General features: G+C 42.4%; 17 protein-coding genes. 6 read left to right on the forward strand and 11 right to left on the reverse strand.

Translation table 11 applies throughout. From position 1 onward, the window contains the following. Positions 1-177: 177 nt before the first annotated feature. From BUA75_RS04690 to BUA75_RS04710, 5 genes are all read right to left on the reverse strand, one after another. Entirely contained in the window at positions 178-3225 is a 3048-nt protein-coding gene (locus BUA75_RS04690; protein ID WP_072873421.1) for a glucodextranase DOMON-like domain-containing protein, read from the reverse strand. Positions 3226-3451: 226 nt separating this feature from the next. After that, positions 3452-4843 (reverse strand): APC family permease, encoded by a 1392-nt coding sequence (locus BUA75_RS04695; protein ID WP_072873422.1) that lies wholly within the window; start codon positions 4841-4843, stop codon positions 3452-3454. A 115-nt stretch (positions 4844-4958) separates the two neighbouring features. Continuing rightward, positions 4959-5921: an NAD(P)H-dependent flavin oxidoreductase gene (locus BUA75_RS04700; protein WP_370541529.1), complete on the reverse strand. Its 963-nt coding sequence runs from the start codon at positions 5919-5921 to the stop codon at positions 4959-4961. Positions 5922-6056: 135 nt separating this feature from the next. Then, positions 6057-6689 carry a trimeric intracellular cation channel family protein gene (locus BUA75_RS04705; RefSeq protein ID WP_072873477.1) on the reverse strand — a complete coding sequence of 211 codons (633 nt, stop codon included), beginning with the start codon at positions 6687-6689 and terminating at the stop codon, positions 6057-6059. 138 nt (positions 6690-6827) lie between these two features. Next, positions 6828-8264: an NAD-dependent succinate-semialdehyde dehydrogenase gene (locus BUA75_RS04710; RefSeq protein ID WP_072873424.1), complete on the reverse strand. Its 1437-nt coding sequence runs from the start codon at positions 8262-8264 to the stop codon at positions 6828-6830. Positions 8265-8654: 390 nt separating this feature from the next. On the opposite strand from BUA75_RS04710, the gene BUA75_RS04715 reads away from it, so the two are divergent. The 5 genes from BUA75_RS04715 to BUA75_RS04735 all read left to right on the forward strand — a co-directional run bounded on the left by BUA75_RS04715 (position 8655) and on the right by BUA75_RS04735 (position 13872). Then, on the forward strand, positions 8655-10019 hold the full coding sequence (locus tag BUA75_RS04715; protein WP_072873425.1) for an APC family permease: 1365 nt from the start codon (positions 8655-8657) through the stop codon (positions 10017-10019). Positions 10020-10291: 272 nt separating this feature from the next. Further along, entirely contained in the window at positions 10292-11002 is a 711-nt protein-coding gene (locus tag BUA75_RS04720) for a FadR/GntR family transcriptional regulator (protein ID WP_072873426.1), read from the forward strand. Beyond that, a complete protein-coding gene (locus tag BUA75_RS04725) occupies positions 10999-11748 on the forward strand; it encodes a (Fe-S)-binding protein (protein ID WP_072873427.1) in 750 nt (249 codons plus the stop codon). The genes BUA75_RS04720 and BUA75_RS04725 overlap by 4 nt, the downstream gene beginning before the upstream one ends. Continuing rightward, a complete protein-coding gene (locus tag BUA75_RS04730) occupies positions 11745-13166 on the forward strand; it encodes a LutB/LldF family L-lactate oxidation iron-sulfur protein (RefSeq protein WP_072873428.1) in 1422 nt (473 codons plus the stop codon). The genes BUA75_RS04725 and BUA75_RS04730 overlap by 4 nt, the downstream gene beginning before the upstream one ends. A 40-nt stretch (positions 13167-13206) precedes the next feature. After that, a complete protein-coding gene (locus tag BUA75_RS04735) occupies positions 13207-13872 on the forward strand; it encodes a LutC/YkgG family protein (protein WP_072873429.1) in 666 nt (221 codons plus the stop codon). A gap of 30 nt (positions 13873-13902) precedes the next feature. On the opposite strand, the gene BUA75_RS04740 is transcribed toward BUA75_RS04735, so the two are convergent. From BUA75_RS04740 to BUA75_RS04765, 6 genes are all read right to left on the reverse strand, one after another. Next, positions 13903-14661 carry a DeoR/GlpR family DNA-binding transcription regulator gene (locus tag BUA75_RS04740; protein WP_072873430.1) on the reverse strand — a complete coding sequence of 253 codons (759 nt, stop codon included), beginning with the start codon at positions 14659-14661 and terminating at the stop codon, positions 13903-13905. Between the two features lie 50 nt (positions 14662-14711). Continuing rightward, the gene (gene rhaI, locus BUA75_RS04745; RefSeq protein ID WP_072873431.1) at positions 14712-15932 is read right to left on the reverse strand and encodes an L-rhamnose isomerase; all 1221 of its coding nucleotides are present in this window, start codon (positions 15930-15932) and stop codon (positions 14712-14714) included. A 35-nt stretch (positions 15933-15967) separates the two neighbouring features. Further along, a complete protein-coding gene (locus BUA75_RS04750) occupies positions 15968-18016 on the reverse strand; it encodes a bifunctional aldolase/short-chain dehydrogenase (protein WP_072873432.1) in 2049 nt (682 codons plus the stop codon). 16 nt (positions 18017-18032) lie between these two features. Next, entirely contained in the window at positions 18033-19538 is a 1506-nt protein-coding gene (locus BUA75_RS04755; RefSeq protein WP_072873433.1) for a rhamnulokinase, read from the reverse strand. Positions 19539-19726: 188 nt separating this feature from the next. Then, positions 19727-20038, reverse strand: a complete 312-nt coding sequence (locus tag BUA75_RS04760; RefSeq protein WP_072873434.1) for an L-rhamnose mutarotase — start codon at positions 20036-20038, stop codon at positions 19727-19729. A 73-nt stretch (positions 20039-20111) separates the two neighbouring features. Beyond that, the gene (locus BUA75_RS04765) at positions 20112-21452 is read right to left on the reverse strand and encodes an MFS transporter (protein WP_083574091.1); all 1341 of its coding nucleotides are present in this window, start codon (positions 21450-21452) and stop codon (positions 20112-20114) included. Between the two features lie 235 nt (positions 21453-21687). On the opposite strand from BUA75_RS04765, the gene BUA75_RS04770 reads away from it, so the two are divergent. Next, positions 21688-23199, forward strand: a complete 1512-nt coding sequence (locus BUA75_RS04770) for an L-fucose/L-arabinose isomerase family protein (protein WP_072873435.1) — start codon at positions 21688-21690, stop codon at positions 23197-23199. The last annotated feature ends 32 nt before the right edge of the window (positions 23200-23231 follow it).

Consider the following 23231-nt stretch of genomic DNA (forward strand, 5'->3'; position numbering starts at 1 on the left):
TTTTCATATTATTGGGTGTTCAAGCATAAACTTCATTATGAATATTTTTCAGATATTATGAATAATTATTCTATTAACACAAAAAAATATTCAGATGTAATTAAGAGATAAAGAGGGCAGCCCTCTGGTTATCCTTGTTGCCGAAGGCTGCTTGCTTCTTTTCAAGATTTCCTGGTTTCATCCAATACGCAACATAGGCAAGGCAGAAAAGGTTGACCCAGAGAAGGAATTCGTCGGTACGAGCCAATCAACAAATTGAGGACCCCAAACCTCATCTTTCCCACCGCCAAAATGCCAATCTCCTGGCACTTTGCGCACAGGTCGAATCCTTCCATATTCTTCACCGGCTATGAAAACCATGAAGCCCCATCCCTTATTGGGAACTCCACCGAGTTTTTCTAATGGAATGGCTATATGAATTGTGCGACTTGTATCTTCTACCCAAATATCAACCTTGCAAGAATATGACCAATCGCAATTGTAAAGACCACTATCCGCATGCCAATTCCCAGTGACGCGGATCATTTTTTCCCAGCCGCATTCTGGCGCAAAACATACTTGCAAATCCTTCGTCCATATTTGTCCTGAGCCGTTCTGACCGTCCATATCGATGTAGATATCTATAACTTGTTTACTGATTCCACTTGGACCCAACCAAGGATTATCAAGATGCCCAAGTTCTACATCGAAATACGCTCTTTGCTTATCTGCCCCAACAGCCACACTGAGTAATTGAAAATCACCGGAGTGAAATACTGGCTGAGTAGGATAAAGAATAGGTACTTCTAAGCGAGAGTCAGGATTGGTCCATGTATAGTAATGCGTAGGTCGATACCAGGCAGTCATACGTTGACTTGCTAACGAGTAAGACCGATTGCAAGCCATAATGTCCATTTGGTGTTGCCCCATCATACGCACAGGGACATGAAAACTAAAGTTTCCCTCCGTATCTGCTACTGTTGAAAATCGTTCATCATGATGTAATACAACAACCGTAACACCTGCCTCAGTTCTACCTTGAATCAAAAATATACTTTCCGTTTCACTATCTATTATGGAGATGGGGTGCAGACTGAGTGGAATCTGAGAGTCTGGATATTGACGGTCTATATAACGTTTTTTAACAGCCTCAGGCATCTCTACTACCCGTTCCTCTTCTATACAAACTGCAAGTCGAAGATATTGCGCCATAGCCCAAATCAGTGGTGTAGCTGAACCTGTGCCAGCATTTCTTCGTAATCCGCGTAATGGCAATTCATCCTGATCCCAAATTTGTTCTGGTATCAGATTACCTTCATTCGCAGAGTTCTCCATAACTCGCAGTAATTTCATTGGGGTGTAGAAATTTGGAGGTGAATGACGTCGTTGAGACGACAGCCATGCTATTTCATACTCGCCACGTTCTCCGCAAAGAAGTGGCCATGGCCTGCCTTTGCCAGCTCCATCATAAGGGCGGCCATCTTCATATTCTCCGTAACCATCCCCATTATAGCGTCGCCATAATGGACCAGAAGGCGAATGATAGATAAGTTTTTGGTCGATCACGTTGAGCGATTGAACGATAGAAAGATCGTCGGCAGGGCGAATCCCTAATCTCACCAATTCAAGAAAACCAGCATCTACTACAGCCGTTTTTTCATGCCATCCACCACCATTTTTCAATTCAATCCAATGACCATCATCTGGATTTGGTGAATCACTGATGCGAATATAATAGGGATGATTGGCCAACGTTCCCTTTCGGGAAAGTGTCCATGATTCTATATGATTCTCCCACTCATCCGCTTTTTTCAGACAGATAATCGCTAACTCTTTATCATCAGCTTGATAGGCCATTTCTGCTGCAACCACCAAAGCAGCAATCAGCGTAGCTAAAGTAGAAGGCGAATATCCACTATTTTCTTCCCAACGTTCTTGTTCTGTTATCGGTCCATGTTTTAGTAGATATTCGGCAGCCGGTTTCACAAGCGATTCGTAACGATGCATCGCTTGCAGTTGATAGGCTAGAAGAATGGGGAAAGCTGTTTCATCTAACTGTTGACCAGTCCAGTAAGGACTCCCGTCCAACCAGGCATTCTGTGGAAAAGAACCGTCTTGCCTTTGCAAAACTTCATCCAAATAAGCCAGAACTCGTTGAGCTGTTGGATAATCACCAATTAAAACCAGTGCAGACGCCACTTCACACAAATCACGCGGCCAAATCAGATGATAGCCTCCTATGGGTCGATCTGCCGGTAAATGTGTACCCCACAGAATGCTTAATGAAGCGACAATAGCACCCGGTTGCTGCTTATCTTCATGCGCCCGTATGACCATGGCAGCCGCATAATACTGTTGACGATGAGCGACGATTGGCGGTCGTAAATTCTTAACGTATGCACGCCAGCCTTGTTCGTATTGGTTCTTCAAGTCCGAAAAGGAATATGACAACGATTCGTCTAACATTTGTTTGGCAATATCCATTTGCTGAGCAAAACTAAGAGCAAGTGTAAGACTAGAAAAAGAACCGTCCCCATCCCATTGAATCATACCAAGATGTACTACATTACCACCTATCAAACCGCATTGAGATGGAAACTCAAATAATCTCCGCGAAGAAGCAAAAGTATCCCATGCTCTACCATCCATGACTGTCACACGTTGAAAAGAGGGTGTCGCACCAATGGTAAGGGAAAAGTTACAGTCCCAAGCTGCAAGAATAGACCCACACTTTGCTAACTGTACAGTAGCAACATCATCCAGACTATTCCCGCCTAAAATAGGTTTGGCGCAAACCCAGAGCTGATAGTCCCGAACTGTACCTACTAAAGCCTCAAAATGAATGTGCACCAACACAGTATCTCGACCGGGATCGGCAATCCATTCTTTCCTTATCTTATACTTTCCGTTTTTTGCCGTGTTGATTTGCTCATAAAGAAGTGCGTCTTCTTTCACGAGACGTGTTTCATGATACATATCTTCAAGTTCTCGATCGATAAATGAGGAACCGTCCGTTACCCATAGTTCAAGCTGCTGTAACTGTGGATGGGCTACATCTGGATAATATACTTCAGTTAAAACTCCATCCGTTAATGTAAACCATACATGAGATGGACATTGACCGTCTTCGGGCTGGTGAATAGCCGTTCCAATTCCGTTTTTGGCCGCTGAAGTCCAATTGAACGCTGTTCTCTGAACATTTCGATCGTTGAATATAAAAGAATTTGACAGTCCTTCACTGCACATGCCGCCATCACCCCTCATCATCATTCACATCAAACCCGTTCTTTTGGAGTGGCGATTTCCTTTCATCTTTTGCGTTTAGTCATCCATATTCAACTCCGCTCTATTCTGCGAAGTCTGGCTTGTACCATTTATCATTCCATTCTCCCCTGCTTGATGGCTTCAAATAAAAAAAGAGCGAATCTATCGCTCTTCAACAGACTTTAATAAAACTTAGCGCCACAATGAATTAGACTGTAAATTTCCCAGCTTTAGCAATTTGGTCTGGCGATTGACGCACAATAAAAATCCAGCCAAGGATGAGCCAAACGAGAGTGACGATTGGAGCCAAGATGACAGGATAAACCATTGGTACGAGCGTGAAATAAATACCAAATAAAACGAGTATGCTCGCCAAGCTAGGGATAATGCCGTGCCAAATCAAACGAAATTCACGTAATCGCAGATAATACATTGTAACCGCCAAATTTGCTAGTAAATGCCCTACATAGAGTGCTACACTCGAAATCGTAACCATTACTAAAAATCCGTTGAAAGGACCAAAAATAGCCGCAAAAACAATTGTGACGAGTGTGGCAACCAACATCATCCAATGAACTGCAACATATGGAGAGCGATTTCTTTGATGAATTCGTGAAAACGAAGACGGAAAAATCACTCCATCACGAGCATAAGCATACAGCATCCGTACGGCAGAATTTGCTGGTGCCAAAGCTCCCGCAAGAAAACTGTTAATCACAAAAAGAGCCAGGATAACAGCCCAAACAATTCCAAAATGATCCATAACTAATTCCACGCCCGGTACGGAAGCATTGGCAAACGAAGTCATCTTATCAGGACCCCAAGAAACCGTTTGTGCATAAGCAAGAAGTACAAAAAGTACCCCTACAAACGCAAAACTTGTCAGTACCGCGCGAGTAATGGTACGCTGCGGTGATTGAGTTTCTTCCCCAAGAGCGACGGCACCACTCGAACCCGACATGGAAAAAAGGGCAAGAATCATACCAATACCCACACCACTCCAACCATTTTTAGCTAGATGCGGCGTGATAAAGACCGTTCCTGTGTTATGTGAGCCTGCTACAATTATCAATCCTATGCCAATCACGAGCAAATAAATAATTTCCAATGTGCCGGTGGATAAACTGTACTTGAGTGAAGGTTTAATACCGGCCCATGCAAAATAATAAGTAAAACCGATAAAACCTAGTGTGATAAGATAGCCAATCCATTGTGGCATAACTATATGAAAGAGAAGCTGAATCAGCCCCGGGATAAAAACAGCACCAGCAAACAGCGATCCATTCGTCACAACTGTAAAATAAGAAAGTATGAAGAGCCAACCTGTCAAAATACCGTAGCGTGGCCCTACTCCATGACTGGCGTAGGCATAAAATCCACCTGCACTAGCCAATTTCCTAGAAAATTGTACAGTTGTGTTAATAGAAAAAGCAGCTGCTATAAATCCAATAATGTAAGTCAGAGGTAAGGCTCCTTGTGCATATACGGCTGCACCTGTCATTGTAGCAGCCATAGCTCCAGCCGGAGAAACGAGCGAGATAGATTGGTAGGCTAATTGCCAAAAACCAACTGCACTTCTATCTAATTCATGTTTTGCCATTCTACTCCTCCCCTTAATCCACTGGCATGAAAGATTTTGAAATGACTACACCTCCTCTTTTTGGATATATATGCTGAAGAAAAAAACTAAGGACAAAATTCATATACCCTTTATCCTAGACAGGAAAATTCATTTTCTCGATCCGTTTCAAAGCGAAACCAGCGGTGGATAACATCTCTTCAAACAATTCTGCAACTGTTGGCACGTTATGAATTAACCCCATAGATTGTCCTGCCCATGCATATCCCTCATTCAATCGACCTTCAATAATGGCTTTACGATTTCTTTCCCCTGAAATCAGCGGATAAATATCTTCTTGTGTAGTTCCCTTTCTTTCTTCTTCCAATATTTTTTCTACCCATAATGAAGGCAGTACACGTCCAGGCATATTCAATGAACGTTTGATAATCACAGTATCTTCCTCGCCACCCTGCACAATAGCTTCCTTGTACGCATGATGAGCTATGCATTCTTGGGTGGCAATAAATCGAGTTCCCATTTCAATACCATCCGCTCCAAGCGCAAGTGCAGCCAGAAAACCACGCCCGTCAGCAATACCACCGCTAGCGATAACTGGAATACGAACTGATTCTACTACACGAGGAATAAGCACAAAGGTTCCCGTGTCAACACGGCCAATGTGTCCTCCTCCTTCTTGCCCAACCGCCATCACAGCATCTGCACCAAGTGCTTCCGCTTTTTGAGCTTGACGAACTGAGCTAACCAAAACCAATCTTTTAATGGACGTATCTGCCAATCTTTTTAATATGGGTTCTGGATTTCCTGCTGTAAGAGAAACTGCAGCTACTTGTTCCTCAATCACAACCTCAACCATGGCATCGATTGACTTGTGCTGACTAATGGCAAGATTTACGCCAAAAGGTCGTTCCGTGGCAGACTTCGTTTTGCGTATTTCTCTCCTCAAATCTTCTGCGGAAGACAAGGAGGTTGCGGTAATCTGTCCCAGACCTCCAGCCTTCGAAACTGCAACAGCCAATTCGGAATAGGCTAAATTGGCAAGCCCTCCTTGAATAATGGGAATTTGAATGCCAAGCAATTCTGTCACTCGCGTTTTCAACCGTCTCATCCTTTTTGAATAGAATTGGTTCTAACGTTATCAATTGATTTCCAAGCTATCATTAACATAGATTAAGAAAAAATGTTATTCCATCTCAGCAAAGAGTCATTCTGCAATGAAACTCTGAACCACTTTTTACTCTATTCCACTCTCAACCTGGTCTTGAGGATTGGACAACCACTTCTGAGGCAAGTGCCAGCCAAAACGCAGCGAAACAATGCGTAAAACAGCTACTATAACAAATAATACATATTGTAAGGCAGCATTCGGTACAAGTCCCAAGCCTACACAAGCTCCGGCTGCCAAAGCCCACAAAGCATAAATTTCCGATTGAAATATCAGTGGTTTGCGACGGGCAAGGACATCTCGCAAGATTCCTCCACCAATTCCTGTCATGACTGCTGCAATCAATGTTGTCGTCAAAGTGCTGTGTGCGTCATGCGCATAGATTGCTCCTTCTATAGCAAAAGCAGATAGACCCAAAGCGTCAAAAAAGCCGCCCATCCTTTTCCAGTGGCGTAACCAGTGATAAGGCAGGAAAAAAATCAACAAAATAGTCAGAGTAGCCGTAAGAAACAGTCCTGGTTGATGCCATATATTCGCTACAGGCAAACCTATAATAAGATTTCGTATCATGCCACCGCCAAAGGCGGTCACAAAACCGAGTACAAACACACCCAGTAGATCAAATTGTTCTTCTATTGCTACTACTGAACCACTGATCGCAAATGAGATAGTACCTATGATATTCAAAACTTCCCAGACGATATAAATCCCCCCACAATAAAAGAGAAGCAGCACTTTTCATGCCGCCTCAACTATCATTTGATTCAGCCGCCTGTTCGCAACAACTTCTTCATCCATTGGTGAACATCCCTATCGAATTTTAACTCTTCAATCGATCCATCATAAACCGACTGACAAATATTTGATGTCTAAATATTCTTCAATTCCATATTTACTTCCTTCTCTTCCAAGTCCTGATTCCTTGACACCACCAAACGGAGCTTGCGCAGTAGACGGCATGCCGTCATTTGCTCCCATAATCCCATATTCCAATTGCTCAGCCATTCTAAACAGGCGGCCAACATCACGAGTAAAGAAGTAAGCTGCCAGTCCATAGCGACTATCATTGGCACGAGCTATAACCTCTTCTTCGGTCGCAAAAGAAGTAATCGCGGCTACAGGTCCAAAGGTTTCCTCCTGCATAATGAGCATATCTTCTTTTACCTCTGATAAAACCGTTGGAGGATAAAAATACCCAGTAGTATTTTCTAAAGGCTTCCCACCAAGCCATAAACGTGCACCTTTCTGAACAGCGTTTTGAACATGCCGTTCCACTTTCTCCACTGCAGCAGGTTCGATGAGCGGCCCCACAGATATTCCTTCCTGCAAGCCATTGCCCACTTTCATCTGACTCATTTTCTCTACCATTTTTTTGACAAACTGCTCAAGAATGTCCTGATGAACGTAAAATCGATTTGCTGAAACACATGTTTCTCCCATACCGCGCATTTTACAAAGTACCGCGTTTTCCACTGCAGCGTCGAGATCGGCATCGGGAAAAACAATGAACGGCGCATGTCCACCTAATTCAAGTGAAATCCGTTTCATGGTATCGGCTGCTTGGCGCATTAAAATTTTCCCGACTTCTGTTGACCCTGTGAATGAAATTTTTCGTACTCGAAAATCACTCATGATGGCTTCACCTAGCTGAGAAGCGTCGCTGCCAACAACTACAGAAAGTACCCCTTTGGGTAATCCGGCTTCCTCAAAAATGCTAGCCATTTCTAGAGCAGTCAATGGGGTCAGTTCGGAAGGTTTCACAATCATCGTACAACCAGCAGCAAGCGCAGGTCCAAGTTTCCGTGTAATCATAGCAGCAGGAAAATTCCATGGTGTAATGGCGGCAGAAATACCGACAGGACGTTTGATTACCAAAATCCGTTTGCTAGCCGAACTGGACGGAACGAGATCGCCATAAATTCTTTTTGCTTCTTCAGAAAACCATTCTAAAAATGATGCGGCATAAGCAATTTCTCCGCGCGCTTCAGCCAGCGGCTTACCTTCCTCACTGGTTAAAATTTTAGCCAACTTGTCTATCCGCTGCCGCATCAAATGAGCCGCCTCCAGAAGGATTTTGGAGCGTTCAGAAGCCACAGTATTTCCCCATTCAGGCTGCACTTTCTCGGCAGCGTTGACAGCTAATGCAATATCTTCAGCAACCGCATCTGGAACTTGTGCAATCACTTCCTCTGTTGCAGGGTCGATTACGTTCATCCAACGCTTCGAAACAGATTCTTTCCACTCGCCACCAATAAATAATGAATAGGTAGATTTCATGAGTTAGCACCTCGCCTTGTAAAAAAATAGAAAGTTGATTTTATGTTTTTCCTGGGCTCAAATGAAAGAATACATTGATGATGTTATATAGTGCTTATGTCTCTCATTCCATGATAACGCAATTATCGGGCTTGTAAAAATTGAGCAGTTTGATGTGCATTGAAAGATTCCCATTCTTTCTAAGCTTCAGCATTCGATATAATAAAAATTCAAATATTTGCATAATTATATTAAAATAAAAAAATCAAACAGCTGAAGTACGGAGATAAAGACAAAAATCCTATGTTTTTATTAGATTTTTAAAGCCTTAATACGTGATAGTGCTTTCATATCCATTGATTTTGATTTCATATATATGCATAATTATTCAATCGGAAAGGAGTGAAAACATTGTCCAAACCATCATCTAAAACATTGTATCAAGGACTGGGAATTGTCTTAGCAACAGCATTAGTGACGGGCAACATGATGGGTTCAGGGATTTTTATGTTACCAGCGACACTGGCACAAAAATCCAGCCCTGGTGCTATTCTTTTGGCTTGGATATTGACAGGAGCAGGTTCTCTATTGCTTGCTTTGTCTTTTGCAAAATTAGGCACTCGGTATCCACGCAGCGGCGGTCCATACGAGTTTTCTCGACAGGCTTTTGGTGGATTTACAGGCTTTCTTAATGCCTGGCTTTATTGGAATGGATCCTGGATTGGCAATGTTGCAGTCATTTTGGCCATTGCCAGTTATACAAGCAGTTTCTGGCCAGCTTTACAAACGTCTCATTGGTTAGGTTTTCTATTCACAAGTTCTATACTATGGATTTTCACTATCATTAATTTGCTTGGTGTACGTCTAGCCGGCAAAGTACAGACGGTGATTACCATTTTCGAGGTCCTATTGTTCCTAGGTTTTATTGCCGTTGCATCAATTCATTTCAACGCTAACAATCTTTTACCTTTGTTCCCTGTTCACAAAGGACTCAGTACCACATCTAACGCGGCATCCTATACTTTATGGGCATTTATAGGTTTAGAGAGCGCTACTGTTGCAGCAGGTGAAATTCGCAATCCGAAAAAGAATGTAGCTCGAAGCACAATCGCTGGCATTGCCATTGCAACTTTACTTTATATGGCTATTAATCTATTTGCTATGGGTGCTATGAATGAAACACAATTAGCCAATAGTAGCGCTCCCATTGCAGATATTATGGAAAAATTTCTTGGTCATACAGTGGGTGAAATCATTACATTTGGGGCTATCATCAGTGTACTCGGGACCACTGTAGGATGGCTGCTTTCCACAGCAAGAGTAGCCTATGCTGCTGGCGAAGATGGTGTTTTTCCAAAGATTTTTGCCAAAGTGCACCCTACTTTCCATACACCTTATATGGCCCTCATCATTGGTTCTCTGCTGGCCAACTTGCTATTATTGATGAATTATACCAAAAGTCTCAGCTCAGCTTTTAATTTTGTAACCTTACTAGCCACACTTTCATATTTGCCTGTTTACGCCTTTACAGCAGCATCTGAAATTATGCTGGCACAGAGAACACAACAGAAAATAAAAATAGGAGGTTTCATACTGCGTTTTGCTGCACCTCTATTAGCCTTCATTTATACGATTTGGGCTATTTACGGATCGGGAGCACAAACTGTCATGTATGGTTTTCTGCTTATGCTCTCAGGAGTACCTTTTTATCTATATATGAATCGCAAACAAGCTTCCTTTAACCAAGAAAATACAAATCCTCTAGCTGATTTGTAAACTTTCATCCATCTGATTCATGTTTAATCCCCCCATTCCACTTTCCACATGGATTGGGGGTTTTTTGTTGTCCTGTCGGCTTTCTTCTCCTAACACTTATCTATGATAAAAGAGGTGGATTGACAAAAATCGATTTGACAACCCGTCTGTACATCCTTGTATTGCATTCTTACTTTTACAATGTTATCCTTCAGTCATCAGATGACTAAATGACCGGATTTGTAGTTCGCCTTTTACCTGACTGAATCCATTCATGAAAGGAGTTCTTCGCCTTGACACTCACTCCTGTTCAACAATCGAAAGCTTATGATTTGGTGACCGAACAGATAAAAAACGCTATTCTGGATGGAACCTTTCCTCCAGGTAGCCGTTTGCCTTCTTTAAAAACTCTTGCCCAATCACTTGGTGTTGGTCAAGCAGCCGTTCGGGAAGCCATCAGTGCTCTGCGTGCCATTCGATTGGTAGAAGTTCGCCAAGGAGATGGAACTTTTGTAGCTACGCTTGATACAAATGAGATTTCTAGAAGTGTTGAGCAGTTAGAAGAAAGTACGGCAAAAGATATTCAATCCTTGCTTGAACTTCGCATTTGGATTGAAACGGGCGCCGCCCATTACGCTGCTTTACGTCGAACTCGTCAACACTTGCTTGAAATGGAGCGCATCTTAGAGCAGATGGAGCAAGATGCTGGTCATGCAGAATTAGGAGAAACTTCAGACTGGGAGTTTCATTATGCAGTTAGTAAGGCTTCGCATAATCCCTACATGCAATCTCTAATGGAAACTATTGCAGAACGAGTTCAGTCAGCGCTATTGAAAAGCCGTCTAGCACTGTATCGAATTCCCGGCGAAGAACGGCGACTGATTGAGCAGCATCAAGCTATTTTCGAAGCGATTCAGGACGGCGATGGGGAGAAGGCAATGTTTGCCATGCAGCAACATCTTTTGCACGTGTCCATTCAACTGTCAGGAGGCGAAGTAGTTTGAAGGTCAGCTTATTCATTACTTGTATGGTTGACAGTATTTTTCCACAAGTAGGCGTATCTATGACGAAAATTCTTCAATCCCTAGGTTGTGAGGTTCTTTTTCCTTCTTCGCAAACCTGTTGTGGTCAACCCGCCTTTAACAGTGGATATAGTAAAGAAGCACGCAGTGTTGCCATCAGCATGATAAACGCATTCCAAGAATCTGATGTCATCGTCAGTCCGTCAGGTTCGTGCGTAGGTATGATAAGACACTTTTATCCAGAGTTATTTTCCGATTCTCCAGAATGGCATGAAAAAGCGTTATCTCTTGCAAATCGAACCTACGAATTCTCACAATTTCTCATTCAGATATTGAAAGTGGAAACATTAGGCGCTCGCTTCCCTTACACTGTAACCTACCACCCCTCTTGCCACGGATCACGCCTGCTTGGCATCGAAGACGAACCTATCCGTCTTTTAAAACAGGTCGAGGAACTGCAATTGATAGAATTGCCTTACGCTCAAGATTGCTGCGGATTTGGCGGAACGTTTGCCGTCAAAATGAGCGAAATTTCAGGTGCTATGGTAGAGGAAAAAACATCACATGTATTAGAAAGCGGAGCATCTGTTCTGGTGGGAACAGATATGGGTTGTCTTATGAATATTGGCGGTCGACTAAGCCGCAAGGGATCGAATGTGCGAGTTATGCATTTAGCCGAATTGTTATATGAAGGTAGGCAACTTGCCAAGGGAGTGGACGCACAGTGAAACATGCAAACTCTACTTCTCATCTGTCAGTGAAGGAACGAGCCAAAAACGCCGTGCAGGACGAATTTTTACGCAATGCTGTTCGATTTACGACTGATAGATTGCGTAACAGAAAGCAGGCTGTCACTGAGTCTTTTGGGCAATGGGAGGTATGGCGAGAACGCGGAGAGCAAATTCGTGCCCATACGATTGCCAATTTAGATGCTTACCTGGCTCAATTTATTGAACGTTTAGAAGCTGTCGGAGTACATGTCCATTTTGCAGTTGACAGCAGTGAAGCAACAGATGCAGTTCTTAGCATTATTCAATCCAAAAAAGCCCGCAAAGTTGTCAAATCCAAATCCATGGTTTCGGAAGAAATTCATATCAATCAACACCTTGAGGCCAATGGTATTACTGTAGTGGAAACTGATCTTGGTGAATATATCATTCAACTCGCAAAAGAAACACCTTCGCATATCATTATTCCTTCTATACACAAAAGCCGTGAACAAATTCGAGATTTATTTGAAAATGCTGGAGCAACTCAGTTGACTACAGAAACACGAGATTTGACAGCATTTGCTCGTCGCACACTGCGCTCCGAATTTCTCTCAGCCGAGATCGGCATTACTGGATGCAATTTTGGTATTGCCGAAACAGGTTCAGTTGTACTTTTTACTAACGAAGGCAATGCCGATATGGTCATGAATTTACCACCCACACATATTGTGCTCATGGGAATGGAGCGAATTTTGCCCACTCTAGCCGACTTAGAAGTCATGGCTCATCTGTTACCGAAAAGCGCTACAGGCCAAAATGTGATTACATACATGTCCATGTTGACAGGACCTAAACGTTCGGCCGATCGCGATGGTGCGACAGAGATGCACGTAGTCATCTTGGATAATGGCCGATCTCGTCAACTTGGAGACGAACAATTTCAAGCTGTCCTTCACTGTATCCGCTGTGGAGCCTGCTTAAATGTCTGCCCCGTATATCGACATATGGGTGGTCATGCCTACGGTTCTGTCTATCCTGGACCTATTGGAGCGGTGCTTTCACCCCTTCTGGAAAAAGGAGAACAATACAGCGATTTACCCTATGCATCAAGCCTTTGTGGTGCTTGTTTTGAAGCATGTCCTGTACGAATTCCATTGCATGATATGTTAGTTCAACACCGTCAAAAACTTGTTGCCTCAGGTCACGGAAACCCCTCAGAACGTATGGCATTTAAGGGATACGAAAATATATTTGCAAAACCCGGAAGATATCGACTCTCTATTAAAATGGCTCGGAAGTTTCTCTCACCACTTGCGAAAGAAGGAAAAATCCGTTCCTCTTTTGGCCCTTTAGCAGGCTGGACAAAAAGTCGTGACTTCCCTATGCTTCCCAAACAATCTTTTCGTGAAATATGGCCCTCTCTGAAAAGAGAATAGGATTCTAACGATCTCAATAAATTACGAAAGGAAGGTAAGCTTGGACAAAAATCATTTTCTTGAGAATATAGCCCAACGACTGGGCCGCTCGCTCGGACAACCGCCGCATATTCGCAAAGAAATGGCGGGAGTCCCAGAATTTTGGGCAGAGCGTTCCTTAACGCCTAGAGAATGTTTAGAGAAATGGATAGAAAATTTCACATCGCAAGGCGGCGAAGCTAAACGATTCGATTCCAAACAAGATTTAACCGAAAGTTTAGATTGTCTACTTACAGAACTATCTGTACAAAGTGTGGGAGCCTGGGGAAAAACGGCAGCTTGGCCTATTGATATCGAAAATATATTAGATAAATGGAAAGCCTTGCGTTGGGATGAGACTTGGCCCGAAAAATTTTCTCATGTTCAGGTTGGCATTACGGGATGTTTCTGGGCAATTGCTGATACTGGGACTTTGGTCATGAAAAGCGGGAAAGCAGAAGGTCGTGGCACTCATCTGATGCCCCAAGTGCATATTGTTATACTCCGTAGTCGACAAATTTGTTTGCGTCTTGGAGAAGTATTCTCAGCATTGCAACAGGAAGCCATGCTACCTGCCGCTGTGCATTTTGTCAGTGGACCAAGCCGTTCTTCGGATATTGAAAACGATTTAAGTATTGGTGTACATGGACCAGCAAGAGTTATTGCATTTATTTTACAAGAAGATTAAAAAGCTGCCCTTCTATACAGGCAGCCCTGACTAGACTTGAAATACTTCAACACCAAACTTGCGAATGTCTTCTATCTGTTCTTCACGAACTTGTAAATCTGTAATCAGTACATCTACTTCATCAAGACTAGCAATACTTGTGAAATCGCGCACTTGAATTTTACTGTGATCGGCAAGAATATAAACACGCTCGGCAATTTCAATCATTTTGCGCTTAACCAATGCTTGCAAAGCATTGGATTCGCTGATGCCATAATGAGAATGCAGTCCTTTACAGGATAGAAATGCCTTCCCCACATGAAATTGATCGAGTGCTTCTTCTGCCATAGGGCCTACATAAGACAACGAACTGGTTCGCAAAATGCCACCCGTTGAAATGACTTCTATTTTATCACGCTGACTCAGTTCGAAAGCGACTTTCAAAGAATTGGTAAGAACGGTAAGTTGAATATCAGGCAAAGCGGCAGCCAAATGCCAAGCTGTGGTACTGGCATCCAGTATAATTCGATCTCCAGGAAAAATGTGTCGTACAGCTTCTCTAGCGATGGCCTGTTTTTCTGCTACATGAGCAATTTCACGTTCCAGATATGGTATTTCGCTCTGTTCTTCGTATATGCGAACCGCGCCGCCATGACTGCGGCGCAATTTCCCATCCATCTCTAAACTGTCCAAGTCTCGTCGGACCGTTTCCTCAGTGACTTCAAATATTTGACTCAACTCTTTGACACGAACGCTGCCTCTTGTGTTCACCAATTGCACAATTGCCCTCTGTCTTTCAGCAGGCAACATAGGATGACATCCTTCCTTACTCAAACGCAGGCTTTGCCAGGGTCATGGATTTACCAACTTGCCCCGCCAACACCACGCTCAAGAATCTGCTTAGGATAACCACTTGCCTCATAAGCTTGCAACGGATCGACAGGAACACCCATTTCTTCACGAACAACACGAAGCAAGGGCGACACATCGAACTCAAACGCTTCTCGCACAGCATTTTCTGCACCAAGTACATCATTTTCCAATTGTGCCTGGCGTACTTTGACAAAATCAATACAAAGTGCCTTGGCATATTGTGTTTGTACATTCATGACAGACCGAATCATAGCTGGTATTTTAGGCTCAATTACATGACTCTGATCGATCATATAGGCAATATTCTCTGCTGTTTTCCGAACCCCTGCGTCAACATCTTGTTCAGCATCAAGAATCTGATAAAATATCAAAAACAATTCATATGGATTCATGGTTCCAACAATTAAGTCATCATCTGCATATTTACGACTGTTAAAATGAAATCCGCCCAGCTTCTGCTCATCCAGCAAGTAGGAAACAATATGTTCTACATTCGTTCCCTGTGCATGATGGCCTGTATCCACTAATACTTGTGCCTGTTGACCAAGCTGATTGGCCAGGTGAAATGCCATACCCCAATCTGCCAAGTCTGTATGATAGAAGGCCGGTTCAAAAAACTTATACTCAATGAATAAGCGCATTTGAGGTAAAAGCGATGAGTATAATTCCGCTAAAGACTCATAGAGCCAATGTTTGCGCTGACGCAAATTGGCTTGACCAGGATAATTTGTACCGTCTGCTAACCACAAACTTATGTTATCTGACTGAACTTCTTTTGCGACTTGAACACATTCGAGAAGATGGGCGAGCGCTTTTTTACGCACAATCGGATCAACATTACAGACACTGCCAAGCATATAATCATTGTCTTGAAACAAATTCGGATTGACTGCACCAATACGTAGACCCTGATGATGGGCATGTTCGGCCAACTGGCCATAATCCTCCACTTTATCCCATGGTATATGGATGGCAACTGACGGGCAAACACCCGTCAGTCGATGCACCATGGCGGCATCGTCGATTTTTTCAAACGCATTACGCGGAATCCCAGCTTTTTGGAATACTTTAAATCGAGTCCCTGAATCTCCATACCCCCAAGAAGGCGTCTCTATTGCAAGTTTTTTGATTTTCTCCTTTACCTTATCTATACGAATACCTCGATTAGTTTGTATTTCTTCAAACAAATAATAGGCTTTATCACTCACCTGCTTCATCCTTTCCCATATAGTCTGATCTCTTTTTAACGTGTAAATGCAGCCGCAACACCACCATCTACTGTCAAACTGCAACCAGTCGTTTTTGCAGATTTTTCAGAGGCAAAGAAGAGTATGGCCTCGGCAATGTCATCGGGAAATACATTGACTTTCAGCAAAGTGCGCCGGCGATAATAATCTTCCAGTTGGTGCGGTTCGATACCGTAAGTACGAGCTCGTTCCTCACGCCACTGCGAGTTCCAAATGGCAGAACCCTGCAATACAGCATCCGGCATGACTGAGTTCACTCGAATCCCATAGGGACCACCTTCAACAGCCAGACAGCGCGCAAGGTGGGATTCCATGGCTTTAGCTGCACTGTATGCTGCTGCATTAGCACCAGCGTATACCGCATTTTTCGATGTAATAAAGACCATGTTGCCGCCAATTCCCTGGTCTTGCATGACAGTGAATGCCGCACGTGCAGCAAGAAAGTAGCCCGTACCTAGCACAGCCACATTCTTATTCCACTCAGCCAGACTGGTTTCACTGATAGGAGCAGAACTTGCTAAACCTGCATTAGAAACCAGTAAATCGATGCCTCCATACTCTAAGATGGCCTGTTCCATAGCTTGTTGTACTTTTTCCTCTTGTGTGACATCGAGTGCTACAGCCGTAGCAACACCCTCACCATGTGTTTCCACAAGTTCGGCAGCTAATTTTTGCGCATTCTCAAAAGCGAGATCGGCCACTACAACATGACCCCCCGCTTGAACAAAGCGACGGCATGTAGAACTGCCAATCCCCCCCGCTCCACCAGTGACAAACGCAACTTTACGAGCCATATCAAGCTCTGGCGGAGCCAAAGACAACTTGTACAGTTCAAGCGGCCAATACTCTACGTTAAAAGATTCTTTCTCATTCAGAGAGACAAATTCTCCTAGTGTCGTTGCTCCTTTCATGACAGCAACGGCTCGATGATAGAGTGCTAAAGCAATACTAGACATTTTTTTGTTTTTTCCAGTTCCAATTGCACCAATACCTGGGATTAAAATGACTCGCGGATAAGGATCATGCATTGTATCGCCAAAGTTTTTGTTTTTTTCAAAATAGACTTGATAGTTTTCTTTATAATCAGCAAGACCAGCTTTTAATTTTTGAATCAAATGCTCAACATTTTCACACTGTGGATTCCAGTCTATAAACAAAGGTACTCTTTTCGTATGCACGAGATGATCTGGACAAGCTGCTCCTACCTGCGATAAAGCGGGTCCAACATGACTGCCTACAAACTCCAAAAAATCTGGAGAGTCATCAAAAGTAAGGATCATACGCTGATATTCTGAGACAATGCCACGAATGACAGGCAATATTTTTACAGCTATTTGCATACGTTCTTCTGCAGCGAGTGGCGTATAGCGTTGACCACCAAATACCTTTTCTGGATGGATACGCTTTGCAATATAATCTCTAACTTCCTGAATGACGCTCAGAGTATGTTGATAACAAATTTCAGAAGTTTCACCCCAAGTAATCAAACCGTGTTTTTCCATAAGGACCAATTCGCAAGAAGGATTAGCCTGCACAGCCAAAGCAATTTTCTTGGATAGTTCAAATCCTGGTCGAATATAGGGTACCCATACCATCCGTTCGCCAAAGATTTGCTCCGCTATCACTCTGCCATGATCAGTGCAGCAAAGCGAAATGATACTATCTGGATGGGTATGATCGATATGAGTAAATGGCAGAAAGGCATGTAGCAGAGTTTCGATGGAAGAACGAGGATGACGACTATCCATCATGCAGTGAGAAAGATAATCTACCATTTCCTCATCGGTCATGTTTTCTCTGTCCATTAGCGGCAAAATATCTTCCAAACGCAATGCAGTAAAATTTTGATCTGTCGCTTCAGCCAGATCTGAACCGCTACCTTTGACCCATAAAACATCCACCAGCTTACCGCGAAAGTCTATTTCTTTACTTTTCATCGAGGTGTTTCCACCTCCCCAGTTGCAAACGCTACGATCGGCACCCAACTGATTGGAACGCTCTACGAGTTGCGCTAAAGTGTGCTTTTTGGCTTCTGTTATTTGCATATCACTATCCCCTTTTCTATGAACAAATATTTTGTCGAGCACGATTTGACAGGCGTTTCCCTGTACTTTCGAGATATAATTTGTATGCTTCTTCCCATCTTTTTTCCAATAAAGGCTCATAGAGTTTTGTGATTACAGACCTTTTGACAAGTTCTTGCAACTCTGAACTGCTGCGAAGTTCATCTTGCGCTAGTAATTGCATACCTAGATTACCTATTGCGCTCGCTTCTATAGGTCCTGCTATAACAGGTCGACCCGTTGCGTCAGCAGTAAATTGACAAAGTAATTCGTTTTGTGCTCCACCCCCCACAATATGGATGACTTGAATTCTTCTTTGTAAAATTTCTTCGAGTTGGTCGAGTACATAACGATATTGAAAAGCTAAATTTTCTAAAATGCCGCGCACCAGCGTACCTAAATCAACAGGTGGGTTTTGACTATTCTCTCGACAAATTTCATAGATCCTTGAAGGTATATCTCCAGGAGGAAGCAATCGAGTGTCCTCAGTATCAAAGTAAAAAGCGAATGGTTCCCCATTTTGGGCCAAGCGGAGCATATCTGGGATACTACAAATATTTCCACGTTTTTGTTCGGATAATTCTGTTTGCTGGAGCAACCAAAGTCCCATAATATTTTTTAAGAGTCGATAGTTTTGATAACCACCTTCATTGGTAAAATTCATTTCGGCGGTCCGTTCATTGATGATCGGCTCTGATACAAGCGTGCCAAATAGAGACCAAGTACCAGAGCTAATATAGGCAAATGATTCGCTTTGTACAGGAATACCAAGAACTGCTGAAGCGGTGTCATGGGAAGCAACATGAATCACTGAAGCTGCTGCAACCCGACTATCCTGAAGTAAATCGAGATCGGACAAATGACCAAGCGGAGTTCCAGGGGACACTATCTTTCCTAAATAGTGTGAAGGCAAGTCAAGTTGCTGTAATAGATCCATATCCCAATGCTTCGTACCTGCGCAAAGTAATTGTGTTGTAGTCGCATTGGTAAATTCCGTCCATTTTTGACCAGTCAGAAAATAATTTAATAAATCAGGAATCAGCAACAAATGAGTAGCTCGAGATAAACGTTCAGGGCTCTCAACCTGTTCGGCCATTAACTGATAGAGCGTGTTAATAGGCATACGTTGAATGCCTGTTCTTGCAAATAATTGATTGCGATGAATTCGTTCTTCGACTCGTTCCATCATACCTAGAGTGCGACTATCCCTATAATGACGAGGCAGGTTCATCAATAAACCATCTTTATCTAACAACCCATAATCTACAGCCCAGGTGTCGATACCCACACTCTTCACACTCTTGCTTTCTGCAGCCAAGCGACGAAGACCGTCTTTGATTTCTGCATAGAGACGGTAGATATCCCAATACATTCTGCCATGAACAGTAACTGGTTGATTGGAAAAACGATATAACTCGCACACTTGTAATTGATTACCATCAAAACTCCCTCTTATTACTCGGCCACTAGATGCGCCAATATCGATAGCAGCAGAATGAAACAACAGTGCCCCTCCTTCCTCTTATTTTTGTTTATGTTGTTTTATATTTTTTTATTTGATAAATATGGCCATATTTTTTTGAAATGTCAATTCTCTTCAAGTAAAACATGATTAGAGAAGATATCTCCCACACAACCAACTCAAAGATTGTGTGGGAGTTTTTACTACATTACATATAGAAGATATCCAATTTAAAACTTACAATGGAATACTTCTGACAAAATATGAACTGTCTTCCCTTCCATATCAGCAATCAGGATATCTTCCATATACTTCTGCCAACGTATGTTAGCAGGATGTCTTTCAATGGCTTGCATCGATTGTTCAATATCCTCGGCTTCCAGATAAGCAAACAGTGTTGTTCCATCCATAAATATGCTGTATGTTTGAATTCCGTTTTCTTGAAAAGCTTCAATTAATTCTGGATAAACTACTTGATGGCGGCGCTTATATTCTTCCTCAGCACCGGGGCGAATTTGCAATTTGAAACCCAAACGAGCCAAACCAAACTCTCCTTTCTATCTCACCAACAGAAATATGTCCCGAAGAATAGATGAGATCAAAACGACTGATTAGTTACTGAGTTATCTCTTCTAGCGATTTTCCTCCAGTCTTGGGGCCAAACAATCCACCCACAATGAAATTGTAGGCAAACATCAATGCCATAAGCAGTGCTACCGCCTTGAAACCGCCTAATGCTCCCAGAATCAACGGTGTAAAAAGACTCCATAAACCAAGTATGACACGCATAGCTCCCCAGAGAACTCCCTGTGAAGTATTGCGAATTTCCGTAGGGAAAAGTTCAACCGACCATACACGTTGCAATGGCCACAAACCAATACCTTGCCCAAAACCAAAAAGCACAACATTAGCAAGTGCAACTACAGGATTAGAAATAGGAGCAAAAAGCGGTATAACAAAGGCCAAACCACAGCAAAAAGCACTGGTAGCATAGAGAACACGTCGATTCACGCGATCATTTAACGGCATAAAAACAAATACGACACTGAGAATGGCAAGACCAAAATAAAGAATCTCCATTAAATCACTTGTTACTGTGCTTGAAGCACCAACCGTTTTGAAAATGTAAGGAAAAAAGAAGCCGTAAGTTCCAGCTGGTATTCCCCAAAGTACATAAATCGGCATGATAAAAAACAATTTGCGCAAATTTTTCCCTCTCAATAAATCGCGCAAACCGTAATGCTTACTCACAATCGTCGAGTTAACGTCAATATGCCCCCCAATGGCATGTTCCATTTTTTCTATTTCTTCGCTTTTACCATGAGCTGCTGACCAACGTGGTGACTCAACTAATGAACGGCGAAGGATATACGTAATAAAAGCAGCTATAAACAAAGCAACGAACAAAAGACGCATACCAAAAATTCCAAGAGGATTAAAAGCAAGTGCTAAAAGCAGAATAACAATCGGTCCAATGTACCAAAATATATTGGTCATTCCCATAAGCTTTCCCCTACTTCTCTTGGGTGCATACTCCGCAATCAATGACCAGGAAGTAGGCACATCAGCACCAACTGCAAAACCAAGCACCATATATCCAGTAATCAACATAGGAGCGTTAGCGGCAAAAATAATAATGAGCGCTCCTAACATGTAAAGCAGCAAATCAACATTATAAATAAACTTTCGTCCAAACTTATCCCCGAGAAAACCAGCAACCAGCGCACCAACAGCTGTAGAAATGCCATTTGAACTAAATGCAGAGATAATACCAACAATCGATGTACTCATGTGAAAGGCATGAATCCAAGTCAAAAGCGCAGTTCCACCTGCCACAATGGAACCTGCATCCAGAAAATCCCCCATCCCTGACAAAACTGTCCATTTCCAATGTGATCGCGATAATGGCACATCGTCTATGGCGACCATAGCCGATTGTGTAGCCAGCTGTGTCATATTTTTTCCTCCTCTTTTATTGATTTCTGGACTTTTCATGAAAGTTTTCTCCCTTCCATACGCTACATTCGGAAGGATAACCATCTTGCAAGGGCTTTCATGTTTGAATTGTATGTTAATTCACCCATACTGTCTACTGTTTATTTGATATTATTTATATTATATTTTTGTTATTCTTTTTTTATGTTGTTTTTCAGAAGATTGTTGACGCTATTCAATTAGGAGGCGAACTGTATTGGCAAACCATTTTCAAAAAAAATCCATAAAAAAAGTTAGAATTGGCTTATATTCCATCGGACTCCAAACATACTGGAAGCAATTTGATGGTCTCAAAGAACGTTTGCTTGGTTATGGACAATTTATTGAACAAAAAATGAGTAGTTACGGGGAAGTACACAACTACGGCATGGTTGACACTGAAGAAGAAGGAAGAAGAGCTGGTGAATGGTTTAACCAGAAAAATGTGGATTTAATCTTCTGTCACTCGGCTACCTATGCAACGAGCACAACAATCTTACCTATCCATCAAATTTGCAAAAAACCTGTTATCGTATTAAACCTGCAGCCCACTGATCAACTTCAATATGAAAATACGACAACTGGAGAATGGTTAGCTAACTGTGGAGCTTGTCCTGTACCAGAAATCTCTAACGCTTTTCACCGCGCTAAAATCCCGTTTCGGGTAGTCAATGGATTACTTGGTTTAGAAGAAACTTCTGCCATCTCTATGTCAAATGAAGTAACCTGCAATCACTCGCAAGCTAAACGTGCTTGGCTTCAAATTGAAGAATGGTTACAAGCCGCTTCAGTCTTACGCACGCTTCAACATTGCCGTTTTGGTTTTTTAGGTAACACATATAGTGGCATGCTTGACATGTACAGTGATTTTACTCTTCTGCAAAGCAAGTTTGGCATACACATAGAAATTCTTGAAATGTGTGATTTGCACCGCTTACTGCAAACGGTTACTGAAAACGAAGTAGCCAGGAAACTGGAAGAAACATTAGAAATGTTTACAATTCCTGATGATTCGCCGTCTGATCCAATTGCCAGAAAACCCACTATGGAACAGTTGAACTGGGCATGCAGAGTTGCAGCAGCAGAAGAAAAATTGGTGGATGAGTACCATTTGGACGCCTTATCCTATTACTACCACGGGTCACCAGAAAATACTTATGAAAAAATTCAAAGTGGTTCCATCTTAGGTCATTCTTTGTTAACAGCACGAGGCATTCCTTGTGCGGGTGAAGGAGATTTGAAAACTGCGATTGCCATGAAAATTTGCGATATTCTTGGTATTGGGGGAAGTTTCTCGGAAATTGTTGTTGTAGATTATGTAAATGAAACCATTTTGCTTGGACATGATGGACCATTTCATATAGCCATATCAGATGGAAAACCTATATTGCGAGGTATGGGACTATACCACGGTAAGCAGGGATCAGGAATTTCAGTTGAAGCAAAAGTAAAAACCGGACCTATTACTACTCTCAATGTAACCCAAACCCATAACGGAGATATCAAAATGATTATGGGTGAAGGTGAGTCAATAAACGGCCCCATTATGAAAATTGGTAATACACAAACTCCTATTCGTTTTCGATCACATCCAGACATATATATGGAAAAATGGTTTAAAGAATCCCCTACCCATCACTGTTCTTTAGCTATTGGTCACCATTCTTCTGTATTACAGAAAACGTCGGAACTGCTTGGATGTCAATATATTATTTTAGATAAGGAATAGTAATGGTTAAAAAATCAATAAAATGTACATCT

The sequence above is a fragment of the Alicyclobacillus tolerans genome, from assembly GCF_900142255.1.
Classification (GTDB): Bacteria; Bacillota; Bacilli; order Alicyclobacillales; family Alicyclobacillaceae; genus Alicyclobacillus_I; species Alicyclobacillus_I tolerans.